This is a genomic window from Micromonospora sp. WMMD710, from assembly GCF_029626045.1.
GTDB lineage: Bacteria > Actinomycetota > Actinomycetes > Mycobacteriales > Micromonosporaceae > Micromonospora.
Genome location: NZ_JARUBD010000001.1, coordinates 2,223,002 through 2,244,568, shown reverse-complemented (window position 1 = coordinate 2,244,568; position 21,567 = coordinate 2,223,002). Strand labels below are relative to the sequence as shown.

General features: G+C 71.9%; 25 protein-coding genes. 20 read left to right on the top strand and 5 right to left on the bottom strand.

Annotated features, from left to right (window positions below; translation table 11 throughout):
- Positions 1 to 29 precede the first annotated feature (29 nt).
- The 5 genes from O7620_RS10360 (at position 30) to O7620_RS10340 (ending at position 4,654) form a co-directional block, all read left to right on the top strand.
- Positions 30 to 1,115 carry an S-(hydroxymethyl)mycothiol dehydrogenase gene (locus O7620_RS10360; protein WP_151492966.1) on the top strand — a complete coding sequence of 362 codons (1,086 nt, stop codon included), beginning with the start codon at positions 30 to 32 and terminating at the stop codon, positions 1,113 to 1,115.
- Positions 1,115 to 1,744 carry an MBL fold metallo-hydrolase gene (locus O7620_RS10355; protein WP_151492967.1) on the top strand — a complete coding sequence of 210 codons (630 nt, stop codon included), beginning with the start codon at positions 1,115 to 1,117 and terminating at the stop codon, positions 1,742 to 1,744. The genes O7620_RS10360 and O7620_RS10355 overlap by 1 nt, the downstream gene beginning before the upstream one ends.
- Before the next feature lie 410 nt (positions 1,745 to 2,154).
- Positions 2,155 to 2,625, top strand: a complete 471-nt coding sequence (locus O7620_RS10350) for a VOC family protein (RefSeq protein WP_278122854.1) — start codon at positions 2,155 to 2,157, stop codon at positions 2,623 to 2,625.
- Positions 2,609 to 3,724 (top strand): DUF3626 domain-containing protein, encoded by a 1,116-nt coding sequence (locus O7620_RS10345; protein ID WP_278122853.1) that lies wholly within the window; start codon positions 2,609 to 2,611, stop codon positions 3,722 to 3,724. Before O7620_RS10350 ends, O7620_RS10345 begins: the two co-directional genes overlap by 17 nt.
- A gap of 195 nt (positions 3,725 to 3,919) precedes the next feature.
- Positions 3,920 to 4,654 (top strand): hypothetical protein, encoded by a 735-nt coding sequence (locus O7620_RS10340; RefSeq protein ID WP_278122852.1) that lies wholly within the window; start codon positions 3,920 to 3,922, stop codon positions 4,652 to 4,654.
- Positions 4,655 to 4,720: 66 nt separating this feature from the next.
- On the opposite strand, the gene O7620_RS10335 is transcribed toward O7620_RS10340, so the two are convergent.
- On the bottom strand, positions 4,721 to 6,088 hold the full coding sequence (locus O7620_RS10335) for a hypothetical protein (RefSeq protein WP_278122851.1): 1,368 nt from the start codon (positions 6,086 to 6,088) through the stop codon (positions 4,721 to 4,723).
- A 179-nt stretch (positions 6,089 to 6,267) separates the two neighbouring features.
- On the opposite strand from O7620_RS10335, the gene O7620_RS10330 reads away from it, so the two are divergent.
- The 5 genes from O7620_RS10330 to O7620_RS10310 all read left to right on the top strand — a co-directional run bounded on the left by O7620_RS10330 (position 6,268) and on the right by O7620_RS10310 (position 10,831).
- Positions 6,268 to 6,579 carry a MazG-like family protein gene (locus tag O7620_RS10330; RefSeq protein WP_151492973.1) on the top strand — a complete coding sequence of 104 codons (312 nt, stop codon included), beginning with the start codon at positions 6,268 to 6,270 and terminating at the stop codon, positions 6,577 to 6,579.
- A gap of 691 nt (positions 6,580 to 7,270) precedes the next feature.
- On the top strand, positions 7,271 to 7,831 hold the full coding sequence (locus O7620_RS10325; RefSeq protein ID WP_278122850.1) for a hypothetical protein: 561 nt from the start codon (positions 7,271 to 7,273) through the stop codon (positions 7,829 to 7,831).
- Positions 7,832 to 8,124: 293 nt separating this feature from the next.
- Positions 8,125 to 8,916, top strand: coding sequence for a hypothetical protein (locus O7620_RS10320; protein WP_278122849.1), 792 nt, complete (start codon positions 8,125 to 8,127; stop codon positions 8,914 to 8,916).
- A 189-nt stretch (positions 8,917 to 9,105) separates the two neighbouring features.
- Positions 9,106 to 10,077: a pirin family protein gene (locus tag O7620_RS10315; protein ID WP_278122848.1), complete on the top strand. Its 972-nt coding sequence runs from the start codon at positions 9,106 to 9,108 to the stop codon at positions 10,075 to 10,077.
- Positions 10,078 to 10,162: 85 nt separating this feature from the next.
- Positions 10,163 to 10,831: a hypothetical protein gene (locus tag O7620_RS10310; protein WP_278122847.1), complete on the top strand. Its 669-nt coding sequence runs from the start codon at positions 10,163 to 10,165 to the stop codon at positions 10,829 to 10,831.
- A 205-nt stretch (positions 10,832 to 11,036) separates the two neighbouring features.
- On the opposite strand, the gene O7620_RS10305 is transcribed toward O7620_RS10310, so the two are convergent.
- Both O7620_RS10305 and O7620_RS10300 read right to left on the bottom strand, forming a co-directional pair.
- Positions 11,037 to 11,705, bottom strand: coding sequence for a DUF1345 domain-containing protein (locus O7620_RS10305; protein ID WP_278122846.1), 669 nt, complete (start codon positions 11,703 to 11,705; stop codon positions 11,037 to 11,039).
- 42 nt (positions 11,706 to 11,747) lie between these two features.
- Positions 11,748 to 12,020, bottom strand: coding sequence for a DUF2795 domain-containing protein (locus tag O7620_RS10300; RefSeq protein WP_151492378.1), 273 nt, complete (start codon positions 12,018 to 12,020; stop codon positions 11,748 to 11,750).
- A gap of 177 nt (positions 12,021 to 12,197) precedes the next feature.
- On the opposite strand from O7620_RS10300, the gene O7620_RS10295 reads away from it, so the two are divergent.
- From O7620_RS10295 to O7620_RS10275, 5 genes are all read left to right on the top strand, one after another.
- Positions 12,198 to 12,608 (top strand): DUF2267 domain-containing protein, encoded by a 411-nt coding sequence (locus O7620_RS10295; protein WP_151492379.1) that lies wholly within the window; start codon positions 12,198 to 12,200, stop codon positions 12,606 to 12,608.
- A 209-nt stretch (positions 12,609 to 12,817) separates the two neighbouring features.
- Positions 12,818 to 13,840, top strand: coding sequence for a TerC/Alx family metal homeostasis membrane protein (locus O7620_RS10290; protein ID WP_278122845.1), 1,023 nt, complete (start codon positions 12,818 to 12,820; stop codon positions 13,838 to 13,840).
- Positions 13,841 to 13,916: 76 nt separating this feature from the next.
- Positions 13,917 to 14,516 (top strand): sulfite oxidase-like oxidoreductase, encoded by a 600-nt coding sequence (locus O7620_RS10285; RefSeq protein WP_278122844.1) that lies wholly within the window; start codon positions 13,917 to 13,919, stop codon positions 14,514 to 14,516.
- Between the two features lie 7 nt (positions 14,517 to 14,523).
- The gene (locus tag O7620_RS10280; protein WP_278126940.1) at positions 14,524 to 15,288 is read left to right on the top strand and encodes a ferredoxin reductase; all 765 of its coding nucleotides are present in this window, start codon (positions 14,524 to 14,526) and stop codon (positions 15,286 to 15,288) included.
- 41 nt (positions 15,289 to 15,329) lie between these two features.
- Positions 15,330 to 15,623, top strand: a complete 294-nt coding sequence (locus O7620_RS10275; protein WP_278122843.1) for a DUF6510 family protein — start codon at positions 15,330 to 15,332, stop codon at positions 15,621 to 15,623.
- Positions 15,624 to 15,671: 48 nt separating this feature from the next.
- Here O7620_RS10275 and O7620_RS10270 read toward each other — a convergent pair whose 3' ends face one another.
- On the bottom strand, positions 15,672 to 16,019 hold the full coding sequence (locus O7620_RS10270; protein WP_347403762.1) for a TetR family transcriptional regulator C-terminal domain-containing protein: 348 nt from the start codon (positions 16,017 to 16,019) through the stop codon (positions 15,672 to 15,674).
- Here O7620_RS10270 and O7620_RS10265 point away from each other — a divergent pair.
- The 3 genes from O7620_RS10265 to O7620_RS10255 all read left to right on the top strand — a co-directional run bounded on the left by O7620_RS10265 (position 15,955) and on the right by O7620_RS10255 (position 19,265).
- Positions 15,955 to 16,689 (top strand): SDR family oxidoreductase, encoded by a 735-nt coding sequence (locus O7620_RS10265; protein ID WP_278122841.1) that lies wholly within the window; start codon positions 15,955 to 15,957, stop codon positions 16,687 to 16,689. The genes O7620_RS10270 and O7620_RS10265 overlap by 65 nt on opposite strands.
- Before the next feature lie 176 nt (positions 16,690 to 16,865).
- The gene (locus tag O7620_RS10260; protein WP_278122840.1) at positions 16,866 to 18,041 is read left to right on the top strand and encodes an alginate lyase family protein; all 1,176 of its coding nucleotides are present in this window, start codon (positions 16,866 to 16,868) and stop codon (positions 18,039 to 18,041) included.
- Between the two features lie 495 nt (positions 18,042 to 18,536).
- Positions 18,537 to 19,265, top strand: a complete 729-nt coding sequence (locus O7620_RS10255; protein WP_347403761.1) for a VOC family protein — start codon at positions 18,537 to 18,539, stop codon at positions 19,263 to 19,265.
- A 184-nt stretch (positions 19,266 to 19,449) separates the two neighbouring features.
- Here O7620_RS10255 and O7620_RS10250 read toward each other — a convergent pair whose 3' ends face one another.
- Complete coding sequence (locus tag O7620_RS10250) at positions 19,450 to 20,007, bottom strand: CGNR zinc finger domain-containing protein (protein WP_278122839.1); 558 nt, start codon at positions 20,005 to 20,007, stop codon at positions 19,450 to 19,452.
- Between O7620_RS10250 and O7620_RS10245 the strand changes: the two genes are divergently transcribed.
- Positions 19,982 to 20,920, top strand: coding sequence for a LacI family DNA-binding transcriptional regulator (locus O7620_RS10245; protein WP_278122838.1), 939 nt, complete (start codon positions 19,982 to 19,984; stop codon positions 20,918 to 20,920). The two genes, O7620_RS10250 and O7620_RS10245, sit on opposite strands and share 26 nt — an antisense overlap.
- 47 nt (positions 20,921 to 20,967) lie before the next feature.
- On the top strand, positions 20,968 to 21,510 hold the full coding sequence (locus tag O7620_RS10240) for a GNAT family protein (RefSeq protein ID WP_278122837.1): 543 nt from the start codon (positions 20,968 to 20,970) through the stop codon (positions 21,508 to 21,510).
- The last annotated feature ends 57 nt before the right edge of the window (positions 21,511 to 21,567 follow it).

The following is a 21,567-nucleotide window of genomic DNA, read 5'->3' as shown; positions in this document are numbered from 1 at the left end:
CCCGCCGCACACCACCAGCAGGAGGCGAAGTGAGCCAGGAAGTCCGGGGAGTCATCTCCCGCAGCAAGGGCGCGCCGGTCGAGGTCACCACCATCGTTGTGCCCGACCCCGGCCCCGGTGAGGCCATCGTCCGGATCCAGTCCTGCGGCGTGTGCCACACCGACCTGCACTACCGCGAGGGCGGCATCAACGACGACTACCCGTTCCTGCTCGGCCACGAGGCCGCGGGCATCGTCGAGCAGGTGGGCGAGGGCGTCACCGACGTCGCACCGGGTGACTTCGTGGTGCTCAACTGGCGTGCCGTCTGCGGGGTGTGCCGTGCCTGCCGACGCGGTCGCCCCTGGTACTGCTTCAACACCCACAACGCCACCCAACGGATGACCCTCACCGACGGCACGGAACTCGCCCCCGCGCTGGGCATCGGCGCGTTCGCCGAGAAGACCCTGGTGCACGCCGGGCAGTGCACGAAGGTGGACCCGGCCGCGCGGCCCGCCGCGGTGGGTCTGCTCGGCTGCGGGATCATGGCCGGGCTGGGCGCCGCCATGAACACCGGCAACGTCACCCGCGGCGACTCGGTCGCGGTGATCGGCTGCGGCGGCGTCGGTGACGCGGCGGTCGCCGGCGCGGCCCTCGCGGGCGCCACGACGATCGTCGCGGTGGACACCGACAGTCGCAAGCTGGACTGGGCCCGCACCTTCGGCGCCACGCACACCGTCAACGCCTCCGAGACCGACCCGGTCGAGGCGATCCGCGCCGCCACCGGCGGTTTCGGCGCCGACGTGGTGATCGACGCGGTGGGTCGACCGGAGACGTGGAAGCAGGCGTTCTACGCCCGGGACCTGGCCGGCACGGTGGTGCTGGTCGGCGTACCGACCCCGCAGATGCAGATCGAGGTGCCGCTGCTGGACGTGTTCGGGCGCGGTGGTGCCCTCAAGTCCAGCTGGTATGGCGACTGCCTGCCCAGCCGGGACTTCCCGATGCTCACCGAGCTGTACCTACAGGGTCGCCTCGACCTGGACGCGTTCGTCACCGAGGAGATCACGCTCGACCAGGTCGAGAACGCGTTCGACCGGATGCACGGCGGCGACGTGCTGCGCTCGGTGGTGGTGTTCTGATGACCGCCCGGGTCGACCACGCGGTCACCGCCGGCACGTTCTCCCTCGACGGTGAGACCTTCGAGGTGGACAACAACGTGTGGGTGATCGGCGACGACAGCGAATGCGTCGTGCTGGACGCGCCGCATGACGTGGCGGCGATCCTCGCCCTGGTGGGCGAGCGCCGGGTCCGGGCGATCCTGGCCACCCACGCGCACGACGACCACGTCCGGGTGGCGCCCGAGCTGGCCGAGGCAACCGGCGCGCCGGTGCTGCTGCACGCGGCCGACCGGGTGATGTGGGACATGGTCCATCCGTACCTGCCGCCGCACGGCGAGCTGCACGACGGGCAGGAGATCGAGGTGGCCGGCACGACGCTGCGCGTGCTGCACACCCCCGGGCACAGCCCCGGCGCGTGCAGTTTCCACGCCCCGGACCTGGGCGTGGTGTTCACCGGCGACACCCTGTTCAACGGTGGACCCGGCGCGACCGGGCGCTCACACAGCGACTTCGACACCATCGTCCGGTCGATCCGCACCCGCCTGCTGACCCTGCCGGCGGAGACGGTCGTGCACACCGGTCACGGTGCCGACACCACGATCGGTGCGGAGGCACCGCACCTGCAGGAGTGGCTGGCCCGCGGCCACTGAGCTGCGCTGGCTGGCTGTCCGTGCTGGCCGGCTGTGCGAGCTGGCTGGTGTCCGTGCTGGCCTGCTGGGCCGGCTTCCGTGCCGGCGGCGGGGGTGGTGCGCGGTCGACGGGCTCAGCGCTCGTCGGCCGCGCCCAGCACCGGCTTGACGTCCAGGATCGGGGTGCCGTCCAGCGCCTAGCCAGGTCAGCACCAGCAGGTCGGCGCCGACTTGGACGTCGCGCAGGGCGCGCTCGACCTGCGGATCGAAGACCAGCCACGCCTCCGGCGCGCCCTCGTCGCCCTGCCGCGGCGCGCTCGCCGCCTCGGTCAGCGGCGAGGAGACCCACCCGACCGGTCGCAGGAGGTATTCGTCGACCATCCTCGCTCCCTTCCGGAGGGTGCCAGCCTACGGCGATTATGATCGCGCGCATGCCCGCCGAGCACCCCGTACCCGTTGTTCGCCAGTTGCGCCTCGTGGTGGAGGCGGCCGACTACGACGCCGCCGTCGCGTTCTTCCGGGACGCGCTCGGCCTGCCGCAGGAGGCGGCGTTCAGCGGCGAGGGAGACGCCCGGGTGATGATTCTGGACGCTGGTCGGGCCACCCTGGAGATCGCCAACCCGGCGCAGAAGCGCATGATCGACGAGGTTGAGGTGGGTCGACAGGTCGCGCCGCGCCTGCGGGTGGCGTTCGAGGTGGACGACGCCGAGGCGACCACCGCCCGGCTGGTCGCCGCCGGGGCCAGCGAGATCGCACCGCCGACGCGTACGCCCTGGAACTCGCTCAACTCCCGCCTCGACGCTCCGGCCGACCTGCAGATCACCGTCTTTGAGGAACTGGGCGTGCCGGACGAGCGCGCCGACACCGATGCCGCGGACGTCGACCATGACGGCGACGTCTGAGCGGGGCGGGCTCGACGCCGCGGCGCTCACCTCGGCGCAGACGGCTGCCCTCGCGCACGTACGGTCATTGGCCGTGATCGAGCGTCCCGCCGCGCTCGCCGGCGTCGCCCGGGAACTCGCCGCCGTCGACGTCGGCCACCGGCCGGAGCAGCTGGTCGCCGCCGCCGTCCAGCGTGGACGACTGACCGTCAACTTCCACCCCGACCGGTTGTGCGCCGACGGGCGTAGCGTCGCGTCGGCTCTGGCCGAGGACGGGGTGTACCGCAGCCAGTTCGTCACCGGCATCTCCAACGGCAAGCTCATGGCGTACCCCGGTGGCGACCGGGACCGCTGGGAGCAGCTGATGTTCGGCGGCGCGTACCAGCGGCCCGGGGTGACGCCGGCGGAACGGCCCACGTACGGCGGTCTGAACCTGCTCGACCACCTGGACGGCGCCTGCCCGCGCTTCGGCTCGTGCCACCTGCGGCTGCGTCCGCAGGTGCTGACCCGCGCGACGTTCTGCCTCGGTGACAGCCACCTCGGCCCGAGCGTGGTGGGCACCGCCGACGCCTTCGAGGCGGTGCTCGCCGGGCTGCTGGCCGGCGTCGCCGCCACCGGTGACTGTCTGGGACGTACCGGGACGGACGTCGCCTTCCTGGCGCGAACGGTGCTGAACGCGCCGACCACGCCGCCCGCCGTCGGTCGGGCGCTGGACGACTACGTGGAGGCCCAGATCCACGGCACCCTCGACCTCGCCCAGGACGTCGAGGAACTGGTGGTCGACCCGTCCTTCGCCGGCACCCCGACGGGCGCGACGCTGGAGCTGATCGCCAGGCGCTACGGCTTGCCCCTGCGGTGGCACCCCGGCTTCACGCTGGCGGTCGACCAGGTCGACGCGGAGTTCCGAGGCCCCGAGATCCCGGTGCTGGCGGCGCGCCTGCACCGGGAGTTCGCCCGACCGGGCGACCCGGTGGACGCGGCGCTGATCGGCCGGGGCGCGGTGTCGGTGGTCACCGAGCCGCAGCGCTGGGTGGATCGCGGCCCGGTCGCGGACACCCTTCAGCACCTCAAGCAGCTCTGGCACGTCCTCGTCCGGTTCGGCGGCCCACGCACCCGCTGACCTGCGCTGCGGCGATCGTCCGGTTTCGTGGCGCGGCCGGGACCGCGACGTGCCACCGCAGGCACATTTCCGGAATGCCCGACACGTGAACCTGGTTGTGTCCCCCGTACCGCCGGAGCCCAAACCCTTTTCCGCGGTCATCTCCCGAGGAGTGTTCACCCCGGAGCGCTCCGCACGATCGAAAGGGCAACCATCGTGAAGGTCGACTTCACTCGATGGCTCCCCGCCATCGCTAAGGACTCGTACCGCAAGACCGCGCTGAGCGTGGTGGGTGTGGCTGCCCTCGGCGGCCTGGCGCTCGCGCCCACCGCGGCCGCCGCTCCGGTCACCTCCGGACCGCACGAGGGCGCCGTCGCCGCCATCGACCTCGCCACCGGCAAGGCCACCGCCACCACCGGCGAGGCCACCACCACGGCGCGCCAGGACGACCAGCCCGTCGAGTCCGGCCTGACCACCGGCTCCGCCACCGGCAAGCCGCCGGCCGGCAAGCCGAGCCGTGACCAGCTGATCCCGCACGGCATCGAGGGCGCGCAGTCGCGCATCCCGCTCGACGACGCGCAGCTGGACAACGCTCGGGCGATCGTCGACGCCGCCAAGAAGACCGGCGTCGGTGATCGGGGCGCGGTGATCGGCGTCGCCACCTCGTTGCAGGAGTCGAAGCTGTACAACCTCGGCCACCTCGGCGCGTACAACGACCACGACTCGCAGGGCCTGTTCCAGCAGCGCCCGTCGTCCGGTTGGGGCACGCCCGAGCAGATCACCGACCCGGAGTACTCCGCCACGGCGTTCTTCTCCGCGCTGAAGAACGTGGGCGGCTGGCAGGACCTGCCGCTGACCGCCGCCGCGCAGACCGTGCAGGTCTCCGCCTTCCCCTACGCGTACGCGCAGTGGGAGGAGCAGGCGGCAGACATCGTCCAGCAGCTCTGGTGACACCCGTACACGAGGCCGGCCGGCTCCCTTCGACGGGAGCCGGCCGGTTCCTGTTTCTCGCCTACCTCAGCAGGCCGGGTAGAGGCGGCGGGTGCCGACCCCGGCCGCGTACGCGGCCCGGTCGCTGAACCGGCAGCCGTAGTCGGGCCGGGCCACCACCGCCGGATCGGTCACGGTGTCACCGGCCGGGCGCTGTCCCGTGCGTACCCAGGACACCAGGTCGTCCCACGCGGCGCCCGCCTCGGTCGGGGTGAACTCGCAGTGCTGCGTGGCCCGGATGGCCCGCTGCACCACCAGCCGGCCGCGACCGTGCCGGGCCACGTCGGTGGCGTACGCCTGCTCCATGCTGAACGGCACGAACAGGTCACCGAGCCCGTGCAGGCTGAGCACCGGCGCGCTGGGACGGCCGGCGATCCGCGGCACCTCGGTCAGCGTCGGCAGGAGACGCTGCACGACGTTCTCCGGGGCGACCCGCCGCACCGTGGCGTTGACGTCGACCGGGCTGTTCGGGGCGTAGCGGGTGAACAGATTCGTGGACAGCTGACCGGGCCGCTGGGCGGGGGAGTCACCACCACTGGTCACGCTGATCGAGAAGAGGAAGTCCTTCCACACCGCGAACGCGGCGTCCGCCCCGGGACGAGGCCCGCCCGAACGGTTTACCGTGATCGCCCGCAACTGCTTGCCCCGGTCGGTGGTGGTGTCCGGCCCGGTGGGCGTCAGCCCGGCCAGGCCGAGCGCCACCTGAATGCGGGGAACCGCGGTGCTCAGGTAGTCCGCCGGCGTCGGATACGCCGGCACCTCGGCGAGGGCCTGCGCGACCAGGTTGTAGTCGAGGTAGAAGTCGAGCAACGTCTGGTCACCGAGCACCCCGCACATGGGCAGCGCCCCGTCGTAGTAACCGGGATACTGTTCCAGGGAACGACCGATGACGTACCCGCCCATCGACACACCGGCGATGAAGGTGCGGTGCGGCCGGCGGACCGTTCGTCCGAAGTGGTCGGCGAGGTCCTTCGTGCCCAGCACCCCGGAGCGGATGTCGAAGCCGTTGCGGTCGTACGACGACGACGCCCACGCGTACCCCTGCTCCAGGAGACGCTGGCGCAGCCCGAACCCGGGTTGCTCCGGCGTCAGCACCGTGCCCTGGCCCCGATAGCCGTGGGCCCACAACACCAGGTCACCGCTCCACCGGGTGGGGACCTCGATGATGTACCCGGCGTGGCGGTACACACCCTGGCGTACGGTCGTCGGCCTGCCGCCCACGACCAGCGGGGCCAGCGGCGGATTCTCGATGGTGTACCCGGGCAGCGGCTGACCGCCCCCGGGATCGCGGTCGGTGGCGGCGGCGGGCCCGGCACCGACCAGCCCGACGGCCAGGGTCAGTGTCGCGGTGGCCGCGACCAGGCGGCGGAGGGTACGAACGGGTGTGGACAGCATCAATGCTCCCCATCGGACGGATGTCGCCGCGGGGGCGACCAGGCGGGACGGTTGCCTACCGGCCGGTAGCGCCCTGAACCTAGAACCGCCGTCGACCGGAGTCAATGGCTGCGCTGACCGACCGGTCAGGCAGGCCCCGAGTGTCAGGCCGGGCCGGGCGGTCGAGTTGACTGGTCGCCGTGGACGACTCGATCTGGGAGGCGGCCCGGGCCTCGCGACGTTGGCTGGACGCCGCGAACGGCACCGGGCAGACGGAACTGACCTGCCGCATCCTCAAACTGACTGAGGAGGCGGGGGAGGCGTCGGCCGCCTGGATCGGCCTGCTCGGCCAGAATCCGCGTAAGGGCGTCACCCACACGCGCGAGGACGTGGCGGCGGAACTGGCCGACGTGGCGTTCACCGCGCTGGTGGCCATCGAGAGCCTGGGGCTCGACGCGCAAACGGTCCTGGGCGCCTGCGCCGCGAAGGTCCGCTCCCGCCTCGCGGAGTGACCTCCGTCCGCCACAATCCACAGCGGCGACGGGAAGCGTGGCCCGTCCCGTCGGAGAGGCCCCGGGGTCGGGTTTGGCGTCCGTTGGGCGGTTCGCGTGCGGCGAGACGTCGGCCCCGGCTGGTGATCGACTCGATTTCGGTGAAATCGGGGTGTCGACCTGTCCCGGATACCGCGTTTTCGCCGAAGCCGAGTGGATTACCCCGTGATTGCCCGACGGGGGTCGTGGCCGGTCGCGTCGGGTGGGTGGTTTGTCCGGTGGTGGGGGGTTGTGGGCTGTGACCGGCTGCACCCGGGTGGTGGAATGGTGGCTGGCCGGGGGTCGTTACATCCCCTGACGATCGCAGGACCACCGCGGCCGGCTCGACCCCGGTGCGGGGTGGGAATGCCCGGCCTGGTCCGGTCGTTGCAGACCCGGCCAGCGACCAGGCGCCGCCGTGATGCAGGTGCCTGCCTATGGGCGGGCCACCCCCGGAATGACCCCGGCCCGCCGGTCGTTACATCCGGTCCCGGCGCCCCGAGCCCCCGCGCTTGGTAGGCCGCCGACATCGGCGCCGCGAGCCCCCGGGCTCGTAGGCCCCCAGACTTTTCTCCCGTGTGTTTGTGCAGCGCCGGATGAGGTGCTCACACCCTGCCCGCCGTTTTCCCCCTTTGGCGGTGTGGGTGTTTCTACCCCCGAAGGAGCTACCCCCATGACCACGATCTTCCGTAAGAGTGTGCTGTCTGTTGCGGGTCTCGCGTTCGCCGGTGGTGTGTTCGCCGGTCCGATCGCCGCCCACGCCAACCCGGTCGACGTCAAGTCCGTCGCGGTGGCGGTGCAGACGGGTGCGCCGAAGCCGCAGGGCGAGCAGTCGCACATCGACCTGAACGGTGAGCAGACCGCGAACGTGAAGGCGATCATCGTCGCGACGAAGAAGGCCGGCCTGCCCGAACGCGCTGCGGTCATTTCGATCGCGACGAGTTTGCAGGAGTCGAAGTTGGAGAACCTGGGTCACCTGGGTGACGCCAACGATCACGACTCGTTGGGCCTGTTCCAGCAGCGCCCGAGCTCGGGTTGGGGCACGCCGGAGCAGATCACCGATCCGGCCTATTCCACGACGGCGTTCCTCAAGGGCCTCACGCAGGTCGACGGTTGGCAGGACATGGCGCTGACCGACGCCGCGCAGACCGTGCAGGTGTCGGCCTACCCGGACGCCTACGCCCAGTGGGAGCAGCAGGCCACCGACCTGGTCGGCCAGCACTGGAACAGCTGACCCGCAGAACAACACCGAAGGCCGGCACCCGCACAGGGTGCCGGCCTTCGCCGTACCCAGACGTGATCGGCGGGGACGACATAGCGGAGCGGCGTGATCGGCGCGGAGTGATCCGATCGGCGGACGGGTACGTACCTCCCGGTGGGGGACCGGCGGAGGGACGAGGCATGGCCGCAGTGGGTGACGGCACCGAGCACGAAGCAGTTCACGAGGCAGGCCAGCAGCCGGAACTCCAACCGGCGGCAGAGCCGCGAACCGATACCGCACCCGGGCGGTGGTCGATCGGCGCTCGCATGTTGTTGGCCGCCGCGGCGGTCGTACTGATCCTCGGTGCCGCGGCCGTGGCGGTGATCGTGGCCGACCCGCATCGCCTCGGCACGGCCTACTCCGGCGCACCCGATGGCTCCCGACCCGATCGCTCCCGACCCGATGGCAGTCGGCCGGACGGTTCGGGTGCCGCAGCGGCTGCCGAACAGATGATCACCGCACCGCTGGCGGGCCGCCAGCGGGCCACCTTCGTGCTGGTGGACGGGCTGTCGTCGTTCGATCTGCGGGTGGCCGATCTGGGTGACGATCTCTACCGGATCAGCACCCCGGCGGGCTCGGGCGTGGCGGCCCGGCCGGAGGTGCGGGGCGAGACGGTACGCCTTGGCCTGGTGGACACGGGTGCGTCCGGGACGAAGGCCGTGCGGGTGCTGCTCAACGAGCGGGCTGCCTGGCGTCTCCACCTGACCGGCGGCGTGAGCGGCCAGGTGCTGGACCTGAGCCGGGCCCGGCTGCTGGGGGTGGAACTCTCCGGCGGCTCGAGCCGTACCGAGGTTCTGCTGCCGGCGGTCGACGGCACCATGACCGTGCGATTGACCGGCGGCACGAGTCAGCTTGACGTGCGGGTGCCCGGCCAGCCTCCGGTACGGGTGCGGGTGGGCGCGGGTGCCGGCTCCGTCGTGGTCGGCGACGAACGGTGGAACGGCGTGGCTGCGGGCTCGCTGCTGGGTGCGCCGGGCTGGGACCGGTCGACGGACCGGCTCTACCTCGACCTGGCGGCGGGGGCCAACAGCGTGACGGTGGACACCGGCCCCCGCTGAACACGCCGCAGCCCGCCCGCCAACCGCCCGCCAGCGAAAACGCCGGCCACGTCAGCCAACCGGCGGTCGGTAGACGCAAGCGCCGCCGCGAGAGCCTGCCACCGACCCGAGGGCCTGCCACCGACCCGAGAACCTGGCAACGGCGTGAAGCGTCGGGGTCGCGGGTGGGCGCGAGCGTACAGTCGGGCGGTGGAGCGTACCGAATCGATGCTGGCGCAGACCCGACCGCCTGGCGTGGCCGACGCCGATCCCGGCAGCGTGCTGCTGCCGGGCCACGACGTGCCGCTCGGCCGCTACACCACGGTGCGGAGGCTCTTGCCGCAGCGTCCCCGCCGGATGGTCGGCGCGTGGTGTTTCGTCGACCATTTTGGCCCGGACGACGTGGCGCAGCGGCCCGGCATGGAGGTGCCGCCGCACCCGCACACCGGGCTGCAGACGGTGACGTGGCTGCTCGACGGCGAGATCATCCACCGGGACAGCCTCGGTAGCGTGCAGGCGATCCGGCCGGGTCAGTTGAACGTGATGACGTCGGGGCGGGGCATCGCGCACTCCGAGCGGTCGCCGGCCGTCCATCCGCCGGTGATGCACGGCGTGCAGCTGTGGGTGGCGCTGCCGGATCCGGCGCGGGCCGGTGCGGCGGACTTCGCCCACCACGCCGACCTGCCGCGATGGCGCGACGGCGAGTTGGACGTCACCTTGCTGGTTGGTGAGCTTGCCGGCGAGCGGTCGCCGGCCGTGGTGCACACCCCGCTGATGGGGGCGCAGCTGGAGTTGGGTGGTACGACGCCGACCACGTTGCCGTTGCGGCCCGATTTCGAGTACGCCCTGCTGGCGATGAACGGGTCGGCGGAGGCGGCGGGGGTGGGGTTCGAGCCGGGGGCGCTGCTCTACCTCGGGTCGGGTCGGCGGGAGGTGACCGTCCGCGGTGGCGCGGGGGCGCGGTTGCTGCTGTTGGGTGGTACGCCGTTCGACGAGCCGCTGGTGATGTGGTGGAACTTCGTGGGCCGTTCGCACGAGGAGGTGGCGGAGGCCCGGGAGGACTGGATGGCCGGGCGGCGCTTCGGCGTGGTCGCGGATGATCCGGCGCCGCCGCTGCCGGCACCGGCCCTGCCCACCACCCGGCTCAAGGCCCGCGACCGCACCGGCGACCTGCACGGCTGAAACCGGGCGGCCAACCAACGGACCGGCGACCAACGGGCGGTGACAGGCGGTCGTGTGACCGGCGGTCGCGCGGGTAGTCGCCGGCATGCCGACCACTCTGATCACCCCCGTGGAGGACCGGAAGCGTCTGGCCCGCCGGCTCGCCGGCAGCGGGCGAGGCTTCGCCGAGCAGTACGGGTTCCGGGTCACCAACAATCCGGCGAGCCTGTTCCAGGTGCTCTACCTGGCGGTGCTGCTGGCCCGTCGGGGGGACTTCCGGCGGGCGTTGGACGGTGCGCGGGCGCTGCGCGACGCGGGGTGGGACAGTCCTGCCCGGCTGGCCCGTTCGCTGCATGAGGACCGGGTGCGGGTGTTGCGCGACAGCGGTCAGCGCGGCGACGTGGACGCGGTGGCCGTCGTGGTGGGTGACCTGGCTCGTGCGGTCGTCGAGCGCTATCGGGGCGATCTGCGCCGGTTGCGGTCGGCGGCGCACCACGATCCGGTCCGGGAGCGGGCGCTGCTGGCCGACTTGCCCGGCGTGGACGGTCAGGTCATCGACCTGTTCCTGCGGGAGGCTCAGGCGCTGTGGCGGGAGGTGGCCCCGGTGGCGGACCGGCGGGCTCTCGCCGCGGCGCGGCGGCTCGGGTTGGGCCGTTCCGCGGCTGACCTTGCGGGACTGGCCAGTGGGGAGTCGGAACGGCTGGCGTGGCTGGTGGGGGCGCTGGCACGGGTCGATCTGGAGCACCGGTACGGGGAGCTGACCGGTCGGCCCTGACGTGCCCTGGCCCACAGTTCAGCAAAAACTGACCGTATGGAGGATGTTCTGTCGTATGGTTGGACTCGGCAGTGCTGGCCGCTCGGTTCGAGCGGGCATCCACCGCTTGGTGGTCGCGCCCGGTTCGGGCGCGTTTCACCGCCTGGGCAGGTTTGGCGCCCCCGGTCGCGGTTCGTGACCCGGGGGCGCCCGCCTGTCCCGGCGATCAGCGGGCCAGGCCCGCCAGCAGGTTCACCGTGACGGCGATGATGAACGCGCCGAACAGGTACGACAGCATGGAGTGCCGCAGCACCGTGCGCCGCATCTCGTTGCTCGTCAGGTTCGTGTCGGAGACCTGGAACGTCGTCCCGATGGTGAACGCGACGTACGCGAAGTCCGAGTAGCGCGGCGGTTCGGGCTGGTTGAAGTTCACCCCGCCGTCCGGGCCGGTGTAGTAGATCCTGGCGTACCGGGCGGCGAACACGGTGTGCACCACCAGCCAGGACAGCAGCACGCTGAACACGCCCAGTCCGCCGTACAGGTCGCGGGCGAGGCCGGGGGGCGCCGCGTGCGCGCTGGCCACCACCAGCCCCACGGCCAGCAGGCTGGTCAGGCAGGCGATGAGCAGCAGCACGTCGCGGATAGCCCGGTTGGGGTCCTCGTGCACGGCGAGCGCGGCCGTCCGTCCGGCGTCCAGGGGCCAGATCTTGCGCCACACCAGCACCAGCCAACTCAGGGCGGCCGCGTCCCAGCCGGCGAGGGGGGCGAGCGACGGTGGCAGCACCAGGGCCAGGGCAACGCCCACGACGACGCCGACGACCCCCACCAGGGCGAGTTGCGCGGCGGCCGGGGTGTGCCCGTCCGGCGGGCGGGACAGCGGCCCGGTGCGGGTCATCCCGACGACCGGCGTGTCAGGTCTGCGGCCGTCACCGCCGGGTCAGATGCCGCGCAGGTGCTGCGAGACCCGGTTGTGCTTCTTGTCCCGGGCCTGCGCGGCACGTTGCGAGGGGCCCACCTCGGGGGCCGCTTCGATGCCCGCGGACCGGGCGACCTCGGTGCCGTTGGCGTAGTCCACCGGCGGCAGGGCGCGCAACGCCTTCAGGACGTCCGGCGGGGCGCCCTCCCGTTCGGCCTCGCGGACGACGTCGTTCTTCTCGGCCGGGTAGTCCAGGCTCGACAGGTACTGCAGGACGTCGGCGTAGCTCGCCATGGCAGCGGCTCCCTCGGGCATCGATGTGGTCACGACCGGCGGCGGTTACCCGCCCGCCGTCGCGTCACGCCCGCCCCGCCGGGAAATGTCACGCGCGCCCGGGCGGTCATCGGTGCCGTTTCCACCCGGCCGCCGCGGGTACCCGCAGCGCCGACGCCAGCCCGAGGGAGTACGCGGATGAACTACGACACCTTCATCGACCAGGTTTCCCAGCGCACGTCGACGTCGTCCGAGCGGGCGGTCGAGTTGACGCGGGCCGTGTTGGAGACGTTCGCCGAGCGGTTGACCGGTGGCGAGGTGCTGGACCTGGCGGCGCAGATGCCGCAGCCGCTGCAACTGGTGCTCAAGCCGAGCCCGAGCACCGAGCAGGCGGACCGGTTCGGGGCGGCCGAGTTCGTGGCGCGGGTGGCACTGCGTGCCAATGTGCAGGAGCCGGCGGCCCGCGACGCCGTACGGGCGGTCTTCACGACGCTGCGGGAGGCGATCACCGGTGGGGAGTTCGACGACGTGGCGACCCAGTTGCCGCGCGACTACCGGGGCCTGGTGGAGCAGGCGATGGCCCCGGGAGCGACGTTGCGCCGCGCCTGACACCGGCCTCGTACAGCGGTTTACCAGGGCAACCATCGACGTCCCGCTTGGCGTGGCGAATCAGCCTGGCCTAACCTTGTCCGTGCGAGGGGAGTACTTCCCACGAATCATTCCGGTCAGTACGGCGCGCCCGGCGCGCCTCGGGTGATTGCCCACCAGGTGGTGGGTGAAGGAGACCTCGAACATGACACGGTGTTCGAGGAGGCCCCATGACCGAAGCGTCGTACCTGTCCGCTGCCAGCGAGTTGTCCTCGGTGGGCACGCCCACCCTGTGGGCGGTGACCATCGCCGGTGTGCTCGCCCTGCTGGTGCTGGATTTCCTGGTCACGCGCCGCCCGCACGAGGTGTCCATGCGGGAGGCGCTCGGCTGGTCCGCGTTCTACATAGCCCTGCCGCTGGCGTTCGGCGGCTGGATCTGGGCGCGCTACGGCTCTCAGCAGGGCGTGGAGTACATCACCGGTTACCTGGTGGAGAAGTCGCCCTCGGTCGACAACCTCTTCGTCTTCATGCTGTTGCTGGCCGCGTTCGCGGTGCCGGCCGTGCTCGCCCAGCGGGTGCTGCTCTACGGCATCGCCGGCGCTCTGGTGCTGCGGGCGGTCTTCATCGCCCTCGGTGCGGCGGCGTTGCAGACCCTCGAATTCGCGTTCCTGCTCTTCGCGGTCATCCTCATCGCCACGGCGGTGAAGCTGCTGCGCGACGCCCTCTCCGGGCACCAGCAGGAAGTCGACATCAACAAGATGCGCTCGGTGAAGCTGCTGCGCAAGATCATGCCCGTGGTCGACGAGTACCACGGCACCCGGATGACGGTCCGGCAGGGCGCGAAGCGGGCACTCACCCCGTTCGCCCTGGTGGTGGTCGCGGTGCTGGCCACCGACGTGGTCTTCGCCGTCGACTCGGTGCCGGCGGTCTACGGCATCACCGAGGACCCGTACCTGGTCTTCGCCACCAACGCGTTCGCCCTGCTCGGCCTGCGGGCGCTCTACTTCGTCCTGCACGCGGCGCTGAGCCGGCTGGTGCACCTCAGCTACGGCCTGGCGATCATCCTGGCGTTCATCGGTCTCAAGCTGGGCCTGCACTGGGCGCACGGGATCTGGGAGTCGGTGCCGCAGATCCCCACCCTGGCCTCGCTCGGCGTGATCATCGGTGTGCTGGTGGTGGTCACCCTGACCAGCCTGCGCGCCACCCGGGGCGGCACCCCCGAGGAGCGCGAGGTCGTCACGGAACGGCACTGACCGCGCCGCGCCGCGACGACGAGGGGGTACGCGGGAAAGCTCCCGCCCCGCCCGGCGCGGGTGGTACGACTGTGCAATGGGAATCGTGTCACCGGGCTTTCAGGGCCGGCCCCGATCACAGGAGCCGGCCCTGCCACCCGGTCAGTACCTGACCGAGGACTTCCCGGTTCTCTCGGCCGGCCCGACGCCGCGGGTGTCTCTGGACACCTGGGAGTTCGTCATCGCCGCCGAGAACGGCTCCGAGTACCGGTGGTCGTGGCAGGAGTTGATGGCGCTTCCGCAGGAGACGCCGACCGTCGACATCCACTGCGTCACCCACTGGTCCAAGCTCGGCACCACCTGGCGGGGCGTCTCCCTGGACACGCTGCTCGACGGTGTGGACACGGGCGCGCACTTCGCGGTCGCGCACTCCTACGGCGGGTACACCACGAACCTTCCCCTGGACGACCTGCGCGGCGGCCGGGCCTGGGTGGCGCACACCTTCGACGGCGCGCCGCTGCCCGCCGAGCACGGTGGCCCGGCGCGGCTGCTGGTGCCGCACCTGTACTTCTGGAAGTCGGCCAAGTGGGTGCGCGGCATCCGGCTCAAGACGATGGACGAGCCGGGGTTCTGGGAAACGGCCGGCTACCACGACTACGGCGACCCGTGGCGCGAACAGCGGTACCAGGGTGACTGAGCGCGCCGTGGCGACGGGCACTGCGGCCCGCGCTCCGATCACGTGGCAGGTGGCCCGGCTGGTGGAGCGCCGGGTGGAGACACCCACCGCACAGACGCTGGTGCTCCAGGTGCCGGACTGGCCAGGGCACCTGCCCGGGCAGCACGTCGACGTGCGGCTGACCGCGCCGGACGGCTACCAGGCCGCCCGGTCGTACTCCATCGCCGGGCCGGCCGTGGACGGCCCGGGCGGCCCCCGGATCGAGGTGACCGTCCAGCGGGTGCACGACGGCGAGGTGTCCCCGTACCTCATCGATGTCTTTGCCGACGGCGACCCGATGGAGGTCCGCGGACCGCTCGGTGGCTGGTTCATCTGGCGGCCGGAGCAGACCGAGCCGGTGCAGCTCGTCGCCGGTGGTTCCGGCATCGTGCCGCTGATGGCGATGATCCGGTCGCGCCGGGCGACCGGCAGCAAGGTGCCGTTCCGGCTGATCTACTCGGTGCGCACGCCCGAGGACGTGATCTACGCCGCCGAGCTGCGCCGCCGGGTCCGCGACGACTTCGGCCTGGATGTGGCGTACGTGTACACCCGCGAGGCACCCGAGGACTGGCGCGGTGAGCCGCACCGGGTCGGGCTGGCCGACGTGAACACCCACGGCTGGCCGCCGGACCTGCAACCGCTCACCTACGTCTGCGGCCCAACCGGGTTCGTGGAGGCCGTGGCCGACCTGCTGGTCGGGTTGGGGCACCCGTCGCGGCGGATCAAGACCGAACGCTTCGGCCCCACCGGCTGACCGCCCACCCCGCTCGCCCATTGCAACGTCGAGGAGACCCGATGACCGAGATGTCCTACCTGGACGGCAACATGCTCGACGGTCCGCTGCGCGAGCTGTTCGCCGTCGATCTGAGCACCGCCATGGGCCGCTGCGAGAACTGCGGGATGACCGGTTCGATGGCGAGCCTGCACGTCTACTCGCACGCGCCGGGTCTGGTCGCCCGCTGCCCGTCCTGCGAGTCGGTGATGGTGCGGCTGGTGCGCGGGCCGGACCGGGCCTGGCTGGACATGCGCGGCGTCACCTACCTCCAGGTGCCGATGCCGATGGAGCAGGCAATTCCCGAGCCGCTCTGACGAGAACTCTGCGCCACACCTGCCGATCCGGCGAGCACGCGGCGGCGACTACGGCACCGGTGTGAACGAGCGGATGTAGGCCAGGGCGGAGTCCATCGACGCGCGCATCGGCTGGGTGTTGCGCATCGTCTGACTCAGGAGTGCCCCGCCCTGCAGAGCCGTCAGCAGCACCAGGGACAGCTCGCCGAGGTCTGCGTCGGCGCGCAGCTCGCCCCGGTCCCGCATCGCGTTCAGGCCGTCGAGCAGCAGGGCCTGCCACCGCAGGAAGCCCTGGTTGAGGTCCTCGTCCTCGGTGCTGGTCCCGGCGACGCCATGCGCGGCGATGAGGTCGGTGGCCGCTCGCACGATGCGCTCGCGGGTCGCCCGTCCCTTGCGCGTCAGCGCCGTCGCCCTCAAGCTTGCCGAGCGCGGCGCCGAGGTCGTCGTGCACGGGCGGGATCCGCGCCGGGGCGGCGACCTGGTCGCCGAGATCGGTCAGCGGGGTGGCCGGGCGCGCGTCGTGGCCGCCGACCTCGCCGACGCCGAGCAGGTCATCGGGCTGGCGGCCACCGCCGGTGAGGTGGACATCCTGGTGAACAACGCCGGGATCTACGACTTCACCAGCACGGCGGACACCAGCACGGCGAGCTTCGACCGGCACGTCGCGATCTGCACGCGGGCACCGTTCCTCCTGGTGGGTGCGTTGGCGCCCGGCATGGCCAAGCGCGGCCACGGCGTCATCGTCAACGTCACGTCGACCGCCGCCACCCTGGCCGCGCCCGTCGGTGGTGCCGACGGCGCCTCCAAGGCCGCCGCCGAGATCCTCACCCGCTCCTGGGCCACCGAGTTCGGGGCCAACGGAGTCCGCGTCAACGCCGTCTCGCCCGGTCCGGTGCGCACCGAAGGCACCGAAGAGATGCTCGGCGGGAACGTGGAGATGCTCGGGACGGTCAACATCCGCGGTCGGATCGGGGCGCCCGACGAGATCGCCGAGGTCGTCCTGTTCCTGGTGGATGACCGCAGCAGCTACGTCAACGGAACCGCGGTGATCGCCAACGGAGGCGAGCTCAGCTCTCTGCCGGGCTGAGCCCCCTCGTCACCGGTCGGGGGGCTCAGCCCCGATCGATGAAACTGGATAGATACTAGATTTGCATAATCTTAAATTTATCGATGTCTTCTTGCTCGGTTTCGCGGCCTGGGGTCGGATGTCCGACAACTGTTAAGACAGCTGTCTATTCATTCACCCGTACTGAGGAGACCCCCATGCGCTGTCGACGCGTACCTCTGGCGGTGGTCATCGCGCTTGCCGCCGGCGCGGTGACGATCACCGAACCTCCGAGCGCACAGGCTGCCCCGGCCACCTTCACCCACCCCGGCGTGCTGGTCAGCCGCCCACAACTCGACTTCGTCAAGGCCAAGGTGCAGGCCGGCGAACAGCCGTGGCGCAACGCCTACAACCAGATGATGAGCAGCCGGTACGCCTCGCTGTCCCGAGTCCCCGCGCCCCGGGCCACCGTCGAGTGCGGCCAGACATCCAACCCGAACTACGGCTGCACGGACGAGCGCGAAGACGCCATCGCCGCGTACACCGACGCGCTGGCCTGGTACATCACCGGCAACTCGGCGTACGCGCAGAAGTCGATCGCCCTGATGGACGCCTGGTCGGCAACGATCCAGCGGCACACCAACTCCAACGCCCCGTTGCAGACCGGCTGGGCCGGCTCGGTGTGGCCACGCGCCGCCGAGATCATCCGCTACACGTACGGCAACTGGCCCAACCAGGCGCGGTTCGCCACCATGCTGCGCACCGTCTACCTGCCCGTGGTCATCGCTGGCGACTCCCGCACCAGCAACTGGGACCTGACCCTCGCCGAGGCGGCCATCGGCATCTCGATCTTCCTTGAGGACCGCACGTCGTACGACCGTGCGCTCGCCCGGTTCCGGGCAGCGGCCGCCGCCTCCATCTACATCGCCGCGGACGGGGTTCGGCCCCTGTACCCGCCGGCCACCAGCGTCGACACGCCCGCCGAACTCGTCTCCCGCTGGCACGGCCAGGCCACCTACACCGACGGCCACGCGCAGGAGACCTGCCGCGACTGGGTCCACACCGGCTACAGCCTCTCCGCCATCTCGCACGTCGCCGAGACCACCCGCATCCAGGGCGGCGACCTCTACCCCGAGCTCCAGGACCGGCTGCGGCACGCGCTCGGCTTCCACACCAAGTTCGAGAACGGCACCGCCGTCCCGTCGAGCGTGTGCGGTGGCTCGGTGACCCTCGGCCTCGGCCCGATCACCGAGGTCGGCTTCAACGCGCTGCACAACCGGATGGGTATCGGCATGGCCAACACCCAGAGCTACACCGAGCGCAAGCGTCCCCAGGGCACGAACAACCTCTTCGTCGCCTGGGAGACCCTGACCCACGCCAACAACCCGGCGTAGCCCGCGCCGAACGCGCGCTTCCGGGCCTCGACACGGGATGGCCCCTGAGCCGAGGCCCGGAAGCGCCAGCGGCAGACTGGCCGGATGAGCACCGGTCTGTGGCGCGACGTTCCGCTGCGGGCTCGGCTGGTCGTGTCGGCGGCCGTGCTGGTCGTCGCCCCGGCGGCCTGGCGCGCCTTCGTGACCTTCGCCAAGCGCCACTGACCCCTGCCGTCAGGCCCGTCGGCTCGGCCGGCTACGTGATCGACTCCGCTTCACCGACGTGGGGCTGTCCGAGCGCCGGGATACCCCGACATCGGCGATGTCGAGTGGATCATCCCGGCGTCGGCGTCGACGTCGGCCTGCGTCGTGGGTTGGCTTGGCGTCGCCCCCGTCTCGTGGGGGCCAGTTCGGCCTGGCGTCGCTCGGCGTCGATTAATCGCGTGCGCGTGGCCCGGGCCGCTCGTAGGCTTCCGGTCCCCGGGCCGACTGGGTCCCGACCTTCCCGGATTGGAGATGAGCGCGACGATGGCCAGTGACCTGTTCGCGGTGTGTTTCGGTGCCAACGACCCCCTCGTCGTCGCGCGGTTCTGGTCCGAGATTCTCGGTCGGGAGCTGGTCGACGACCCCCGCGACGGCGCCCTGGTGCTGCCCGACGACAAAACCGGCTTCCGGCTGCGCTTTCCCGCGATCCCCGAGCCGAAGGTGCTCCAGAACCGGGGGCACATCGAGCTGACCAGCGAGTCGCTGGACCACCAGCAGCAGACGATCGCCCGCGCCCTTGAGCTGGGCGCACGGCACGTCGACATCGGCCAGGACCCCGACGACGACCACGAGGTGCTCGCCGACCCCGAGGGCAACGAGTTCTGCGTCCTCGGCCCCGGCAACAAGTTCCTCGCCGGCTGCGGGTTCCTCGGCGACGTCTCCTGCGACGGTTCGCAGGCCGTCGGCTACTTCTGGAGTCAGGCGCTCGGCTGGCCGCTCGTCTGGGATCAGGACGAGGAAACCGCCATCCAGTCACCCCTGGGCGGCCCGAAGATCACCTGGGGTGGCCCACCCCTGATGCCCAGAGGTGACCGGGACCGGGTGACGTTGGACCTCGCGGTCAGCGGCGACGGTGATCGGCAGGCGGAGGTCGACCGTCTGCTCTCCCTCGGTGCCACCCTGGTCGACGCCGACCAGGAGGGCGCGGTCGTGCTGGCCGATCCCGACGGCACCCACTTCCGGCTGCTGACGTCCCGCTAGAGCGGTCGGCTGTCCCCGGCAACACCGACCTGGGGCCCGCGAGCGCAACCTCCCGCCCCGACGGAGGTGACTGACGGTGATCGCTGCCGGCCGGCCGGGGATTTGGCCGTCGGCCCCACGGGTCAGCGTCCGTGGCCACCGCGCGCGAGGCCCGCGAGGTCTGCGGCGTCGGCGACGTGCTCGTCTAGGCGGGCGTGCGGCCGGTGCGCACGGTGTACGCCCGCCTCATCTTGACGTAGTTGCCGCAGCCGGCCATCGAGCACCAGCGGCGGGCCTGGTTGCGGGAGGCGTCGTAGTAGGCCCAGCGGCACGTGTCCCGGGCGCAGACCTTCAGCCGCCGCCAGGAGCCGTCCACATCGCACTGCCGGATGGCGTCGACGAGGCCGGCCACCGCCGGGTCGAGCGGCGCGCCGCCGACGGCGACCAGGTGGTGGCCGTGGGCGGTGAAGCGCGGCGCGACGGGCGTCGCCGCCAGGGCCTGGTTGAGGCGGTCGAGGGCAGCCGGGTCACCGGCGTGGCCGGCGTGCCCGAGCAGCACGGCGCGCAGGCCCTCCCGGATCGTCACGGCCGCGTCGAGGTCGGCCGGCCCGAGGCGTACGTCGGCCGGCAGCAGGCGCCGCTCGACGAGCCAGTCCCGCAGCCGCTCCGGGCTGGTCAGCGTCTCGTCGGCGATCTGTGGCTCGACGGTGTTCACGAAGTCGCTCGCCGGGGTGTCGGTGAAGACCGTCTCCAATGTGGTCAACGGCTATCCCCACGTGAGCGCCGACGTGCGCCGCCGGGTCGAGGCCGCCGTCGTCGACCTGGGGTACCGGCCGAACGCGTCCGCCCGGACCCCGCGGACCGGGCGCACGGGCATCCTCGCGCTGGTCCTGCCCGACGCCGACCTGCCGTACGCCGACGAGTTCGCCCGGGAGGTCGTGCACGCTGCCGGGGGGCGGGGTTACCGCGTCGTCGTCGAACGCGGGCACCCGTCGCCGGGCCAGGACGACGCCCGCCCGATGCCGGTCGACGGCGTCCTACTGGGTGCGCCGGCGTCCCCTTCGACCGCCGCGGGGCGACCCGTCGTCCTGGTCGGAGGCGGGGTCCCTGACCCGAGGTGCGACCAGATCCGTGTGGACCTCGCCGCCGCCGCCGAGGACGCCACCACCCACCTGCTGCGCGCCGGCCGTCGACGGATCGCCGCGGTCGGCGCGTACCCCGTGGGGCCGGACGGTGTGCCGCGGCCGGGCACGGTCGGCTATCACCGGGCGCTGCGCGACGCTGGTGTGACGGCTGTGCCCGGCTACCTGCTGCCGGGGCGGCACGACCGCCGGGCCGACGGCTACCGCGCGGCCCGCGACCTGTTCGCGGGCCCGGACCGGCCGGACGCGATCTTCTGCTTCTCGGACCCGCTCGCGATCGGCGCGATGCGGGCGGCCTTCGACGCCGGACTGCGCGTCCCCACGGACGTCGCCGTGATGGGTGTCGGCGACATCGAGGAGGGGCGCTACTCGCGGCCCACCCTGAGCACCGTCGCGGTCGACACCGGGTTCCTCGCCCGGGAGGCCGTGGCCCGCCTCACCGCTCGGATCGAGCACCCGGACACCACCGTCGCCGAGGTCATCGCCCCGCACACCGTCCTCGCACGGGAGAGCACCGACGTCCCGGCACGCTGAGCGACCGGTTGGACAACGACCGGGGCGGTCGGCCAGAGTGGTCCGCCGTGAGATACCTGCGTACCGGCGCTCTGGCCGCGATCCGCCGGCCCCGGCCCACCGACGCCGACGAGTTCGTCGCGGCCACGCGACGCAGTCGGGACCTGCACCACCCGTGGTTGGTCGCGCCGACGAGCGCCGAGGAGTACGACCGCTACCTGGCCCGCATCCGCCGCCGGGACAGCGCCGGCTACCTGATCTGCGACCGGGCCAGTGGCGCGATCGCCGGCTACGTGAACATCAGCGGGATCGTGCTGGGCGCGCTGCGCGGCGGTTTCCTCGGGTACGCGGCGTTCGCGCCGTTCAGCGGCACCGGGCACGCCTCGGCGGGCATCGCGCTGGTCATCGACCATGCGTTCACCACGGCCGGTCTGCACCGGCTGGAGGCGAACATCCAGCCGGGCAACGAGCCGTCCCGGCGGGTGGCCCGCAAGCTCGGCTTCCGCCTGGAGGGCTTCTCCCCCAACTACCTGTTCGTCGACGGCGAGTGGCGCGACCACGAGCGCTGGGCCATAACCGCCCTACCCACCCCACCCGCCCCATCCGCGTGATCAAGAGGTTTGCGTCATCGGCTACGGCGTGTCGTGACGCAAACCTCTTGATCACAA

Bases quoted from the DNA above. Each gene is read 5' to 3' on its own strand.
- O7620_RS10295 (WP_151492379.1), top strand. From the start codon at position 12,198: ATGAACTACGACACCTTCATCGACCAGGTTTCCCAGCGCACGTCGACG.
- O7620_RS10355 (WP_151492967.1), top strand. From the start codon at position 1,115: ATGACCGCCCGGGTCGACCACGCGGTCACCGCCGGCACGTTCTCCCTC.
- O7620_RS10260 (WP_278122840.1), top strand. From the start codon at position 16,866: ATGCGCTGTCGACGCGTACCTCTGGCGGTGGTCATCGCGCTTGCCGCC.
- O7620_RS10320 (WP_278122849.1), top strand. From the start codon at position 8,125: ATGTTGTTGGCCGCCGCGGCGGTCGTACTGATCCTCGGTGCCGCGGCC.
- O7620_RS10325 (WP_278122850.1), top strand. From the start codon at position 7,271: ATGACCACGATCTTCCGTAAGAGTGTGCTGTCTGTTGCGGGTCTCGCG.
- O7620_RS10335 (WP_278122851.1), bottom strand. From the start codon at position 6,088: ATGCTGTCCACACCCGTTCGTACCCTCCGCCGCCTGGTCGCGGCCACC.
- O7620_RS10305 (WP_278122846.1), bottom strand. From the start codon at position 11,705: ATGACCCGCACCGGGCCGCTGTCCCGCCCGCCGGACGGGCACACCCCG.
- O7620_RS10290 (WP_278122845.1), top strand. From the start codon at position 12,818: ATGACCGAAGCGTCGTACCTGTCCGCTGCCAGCGAGTTGTCCTCGGTG.
- O7620_RS10345 (WP_278122853.1), top strand. From the start codon at position 2,609: ATGACGGCGACGTCTGAGCGGGGCGGGCTCGACGCCGCGGCGCTCACC.
- O7620_RS10350 (WP_278122854.1), top strand. From the start codon at position 2,155: ATGCCCGCCGAGCACCCCGTACCCGTTGTTCGCCAGTTGCGCCTCGTG.
- O7620_RS10310 (WP_278122847.1), top strand. From the start codon at position 10,163: ATGCCGACCACTCTGATCACCCCCGTGGAGGACCGGAAGCGTCTGGCC.
- O7620_RS10275 (WP_278122843.1), top strand. From the start codon at position 15,330: ATGACCGAGATGTCCTACCTGGACGGCAACATGCTCGACGGTCCGCTG.
- O7620_RS10300 (WP_151492378.1), bottom strand. From the start codon at position 12,020: ATGGCGAGCTACGCCGACGTCCTGCAGTACCTGTCGAGCCTGGACTAC.
- O7620_RS10255 (WP_347403761.1), top strand. From the start codon at position 18,537: ATGAGCGCGACGATGGCCAGTGACCTGTTCGCGGTGTGTTTCGGTGCC.
- O7620_RS10285 (WP_278122844.1), top strand. From the start codon at position 13,917: ATGGGAATCGTGTCACCGGGCTTTCAGGGCCGGCCCCGATCACAGGAG.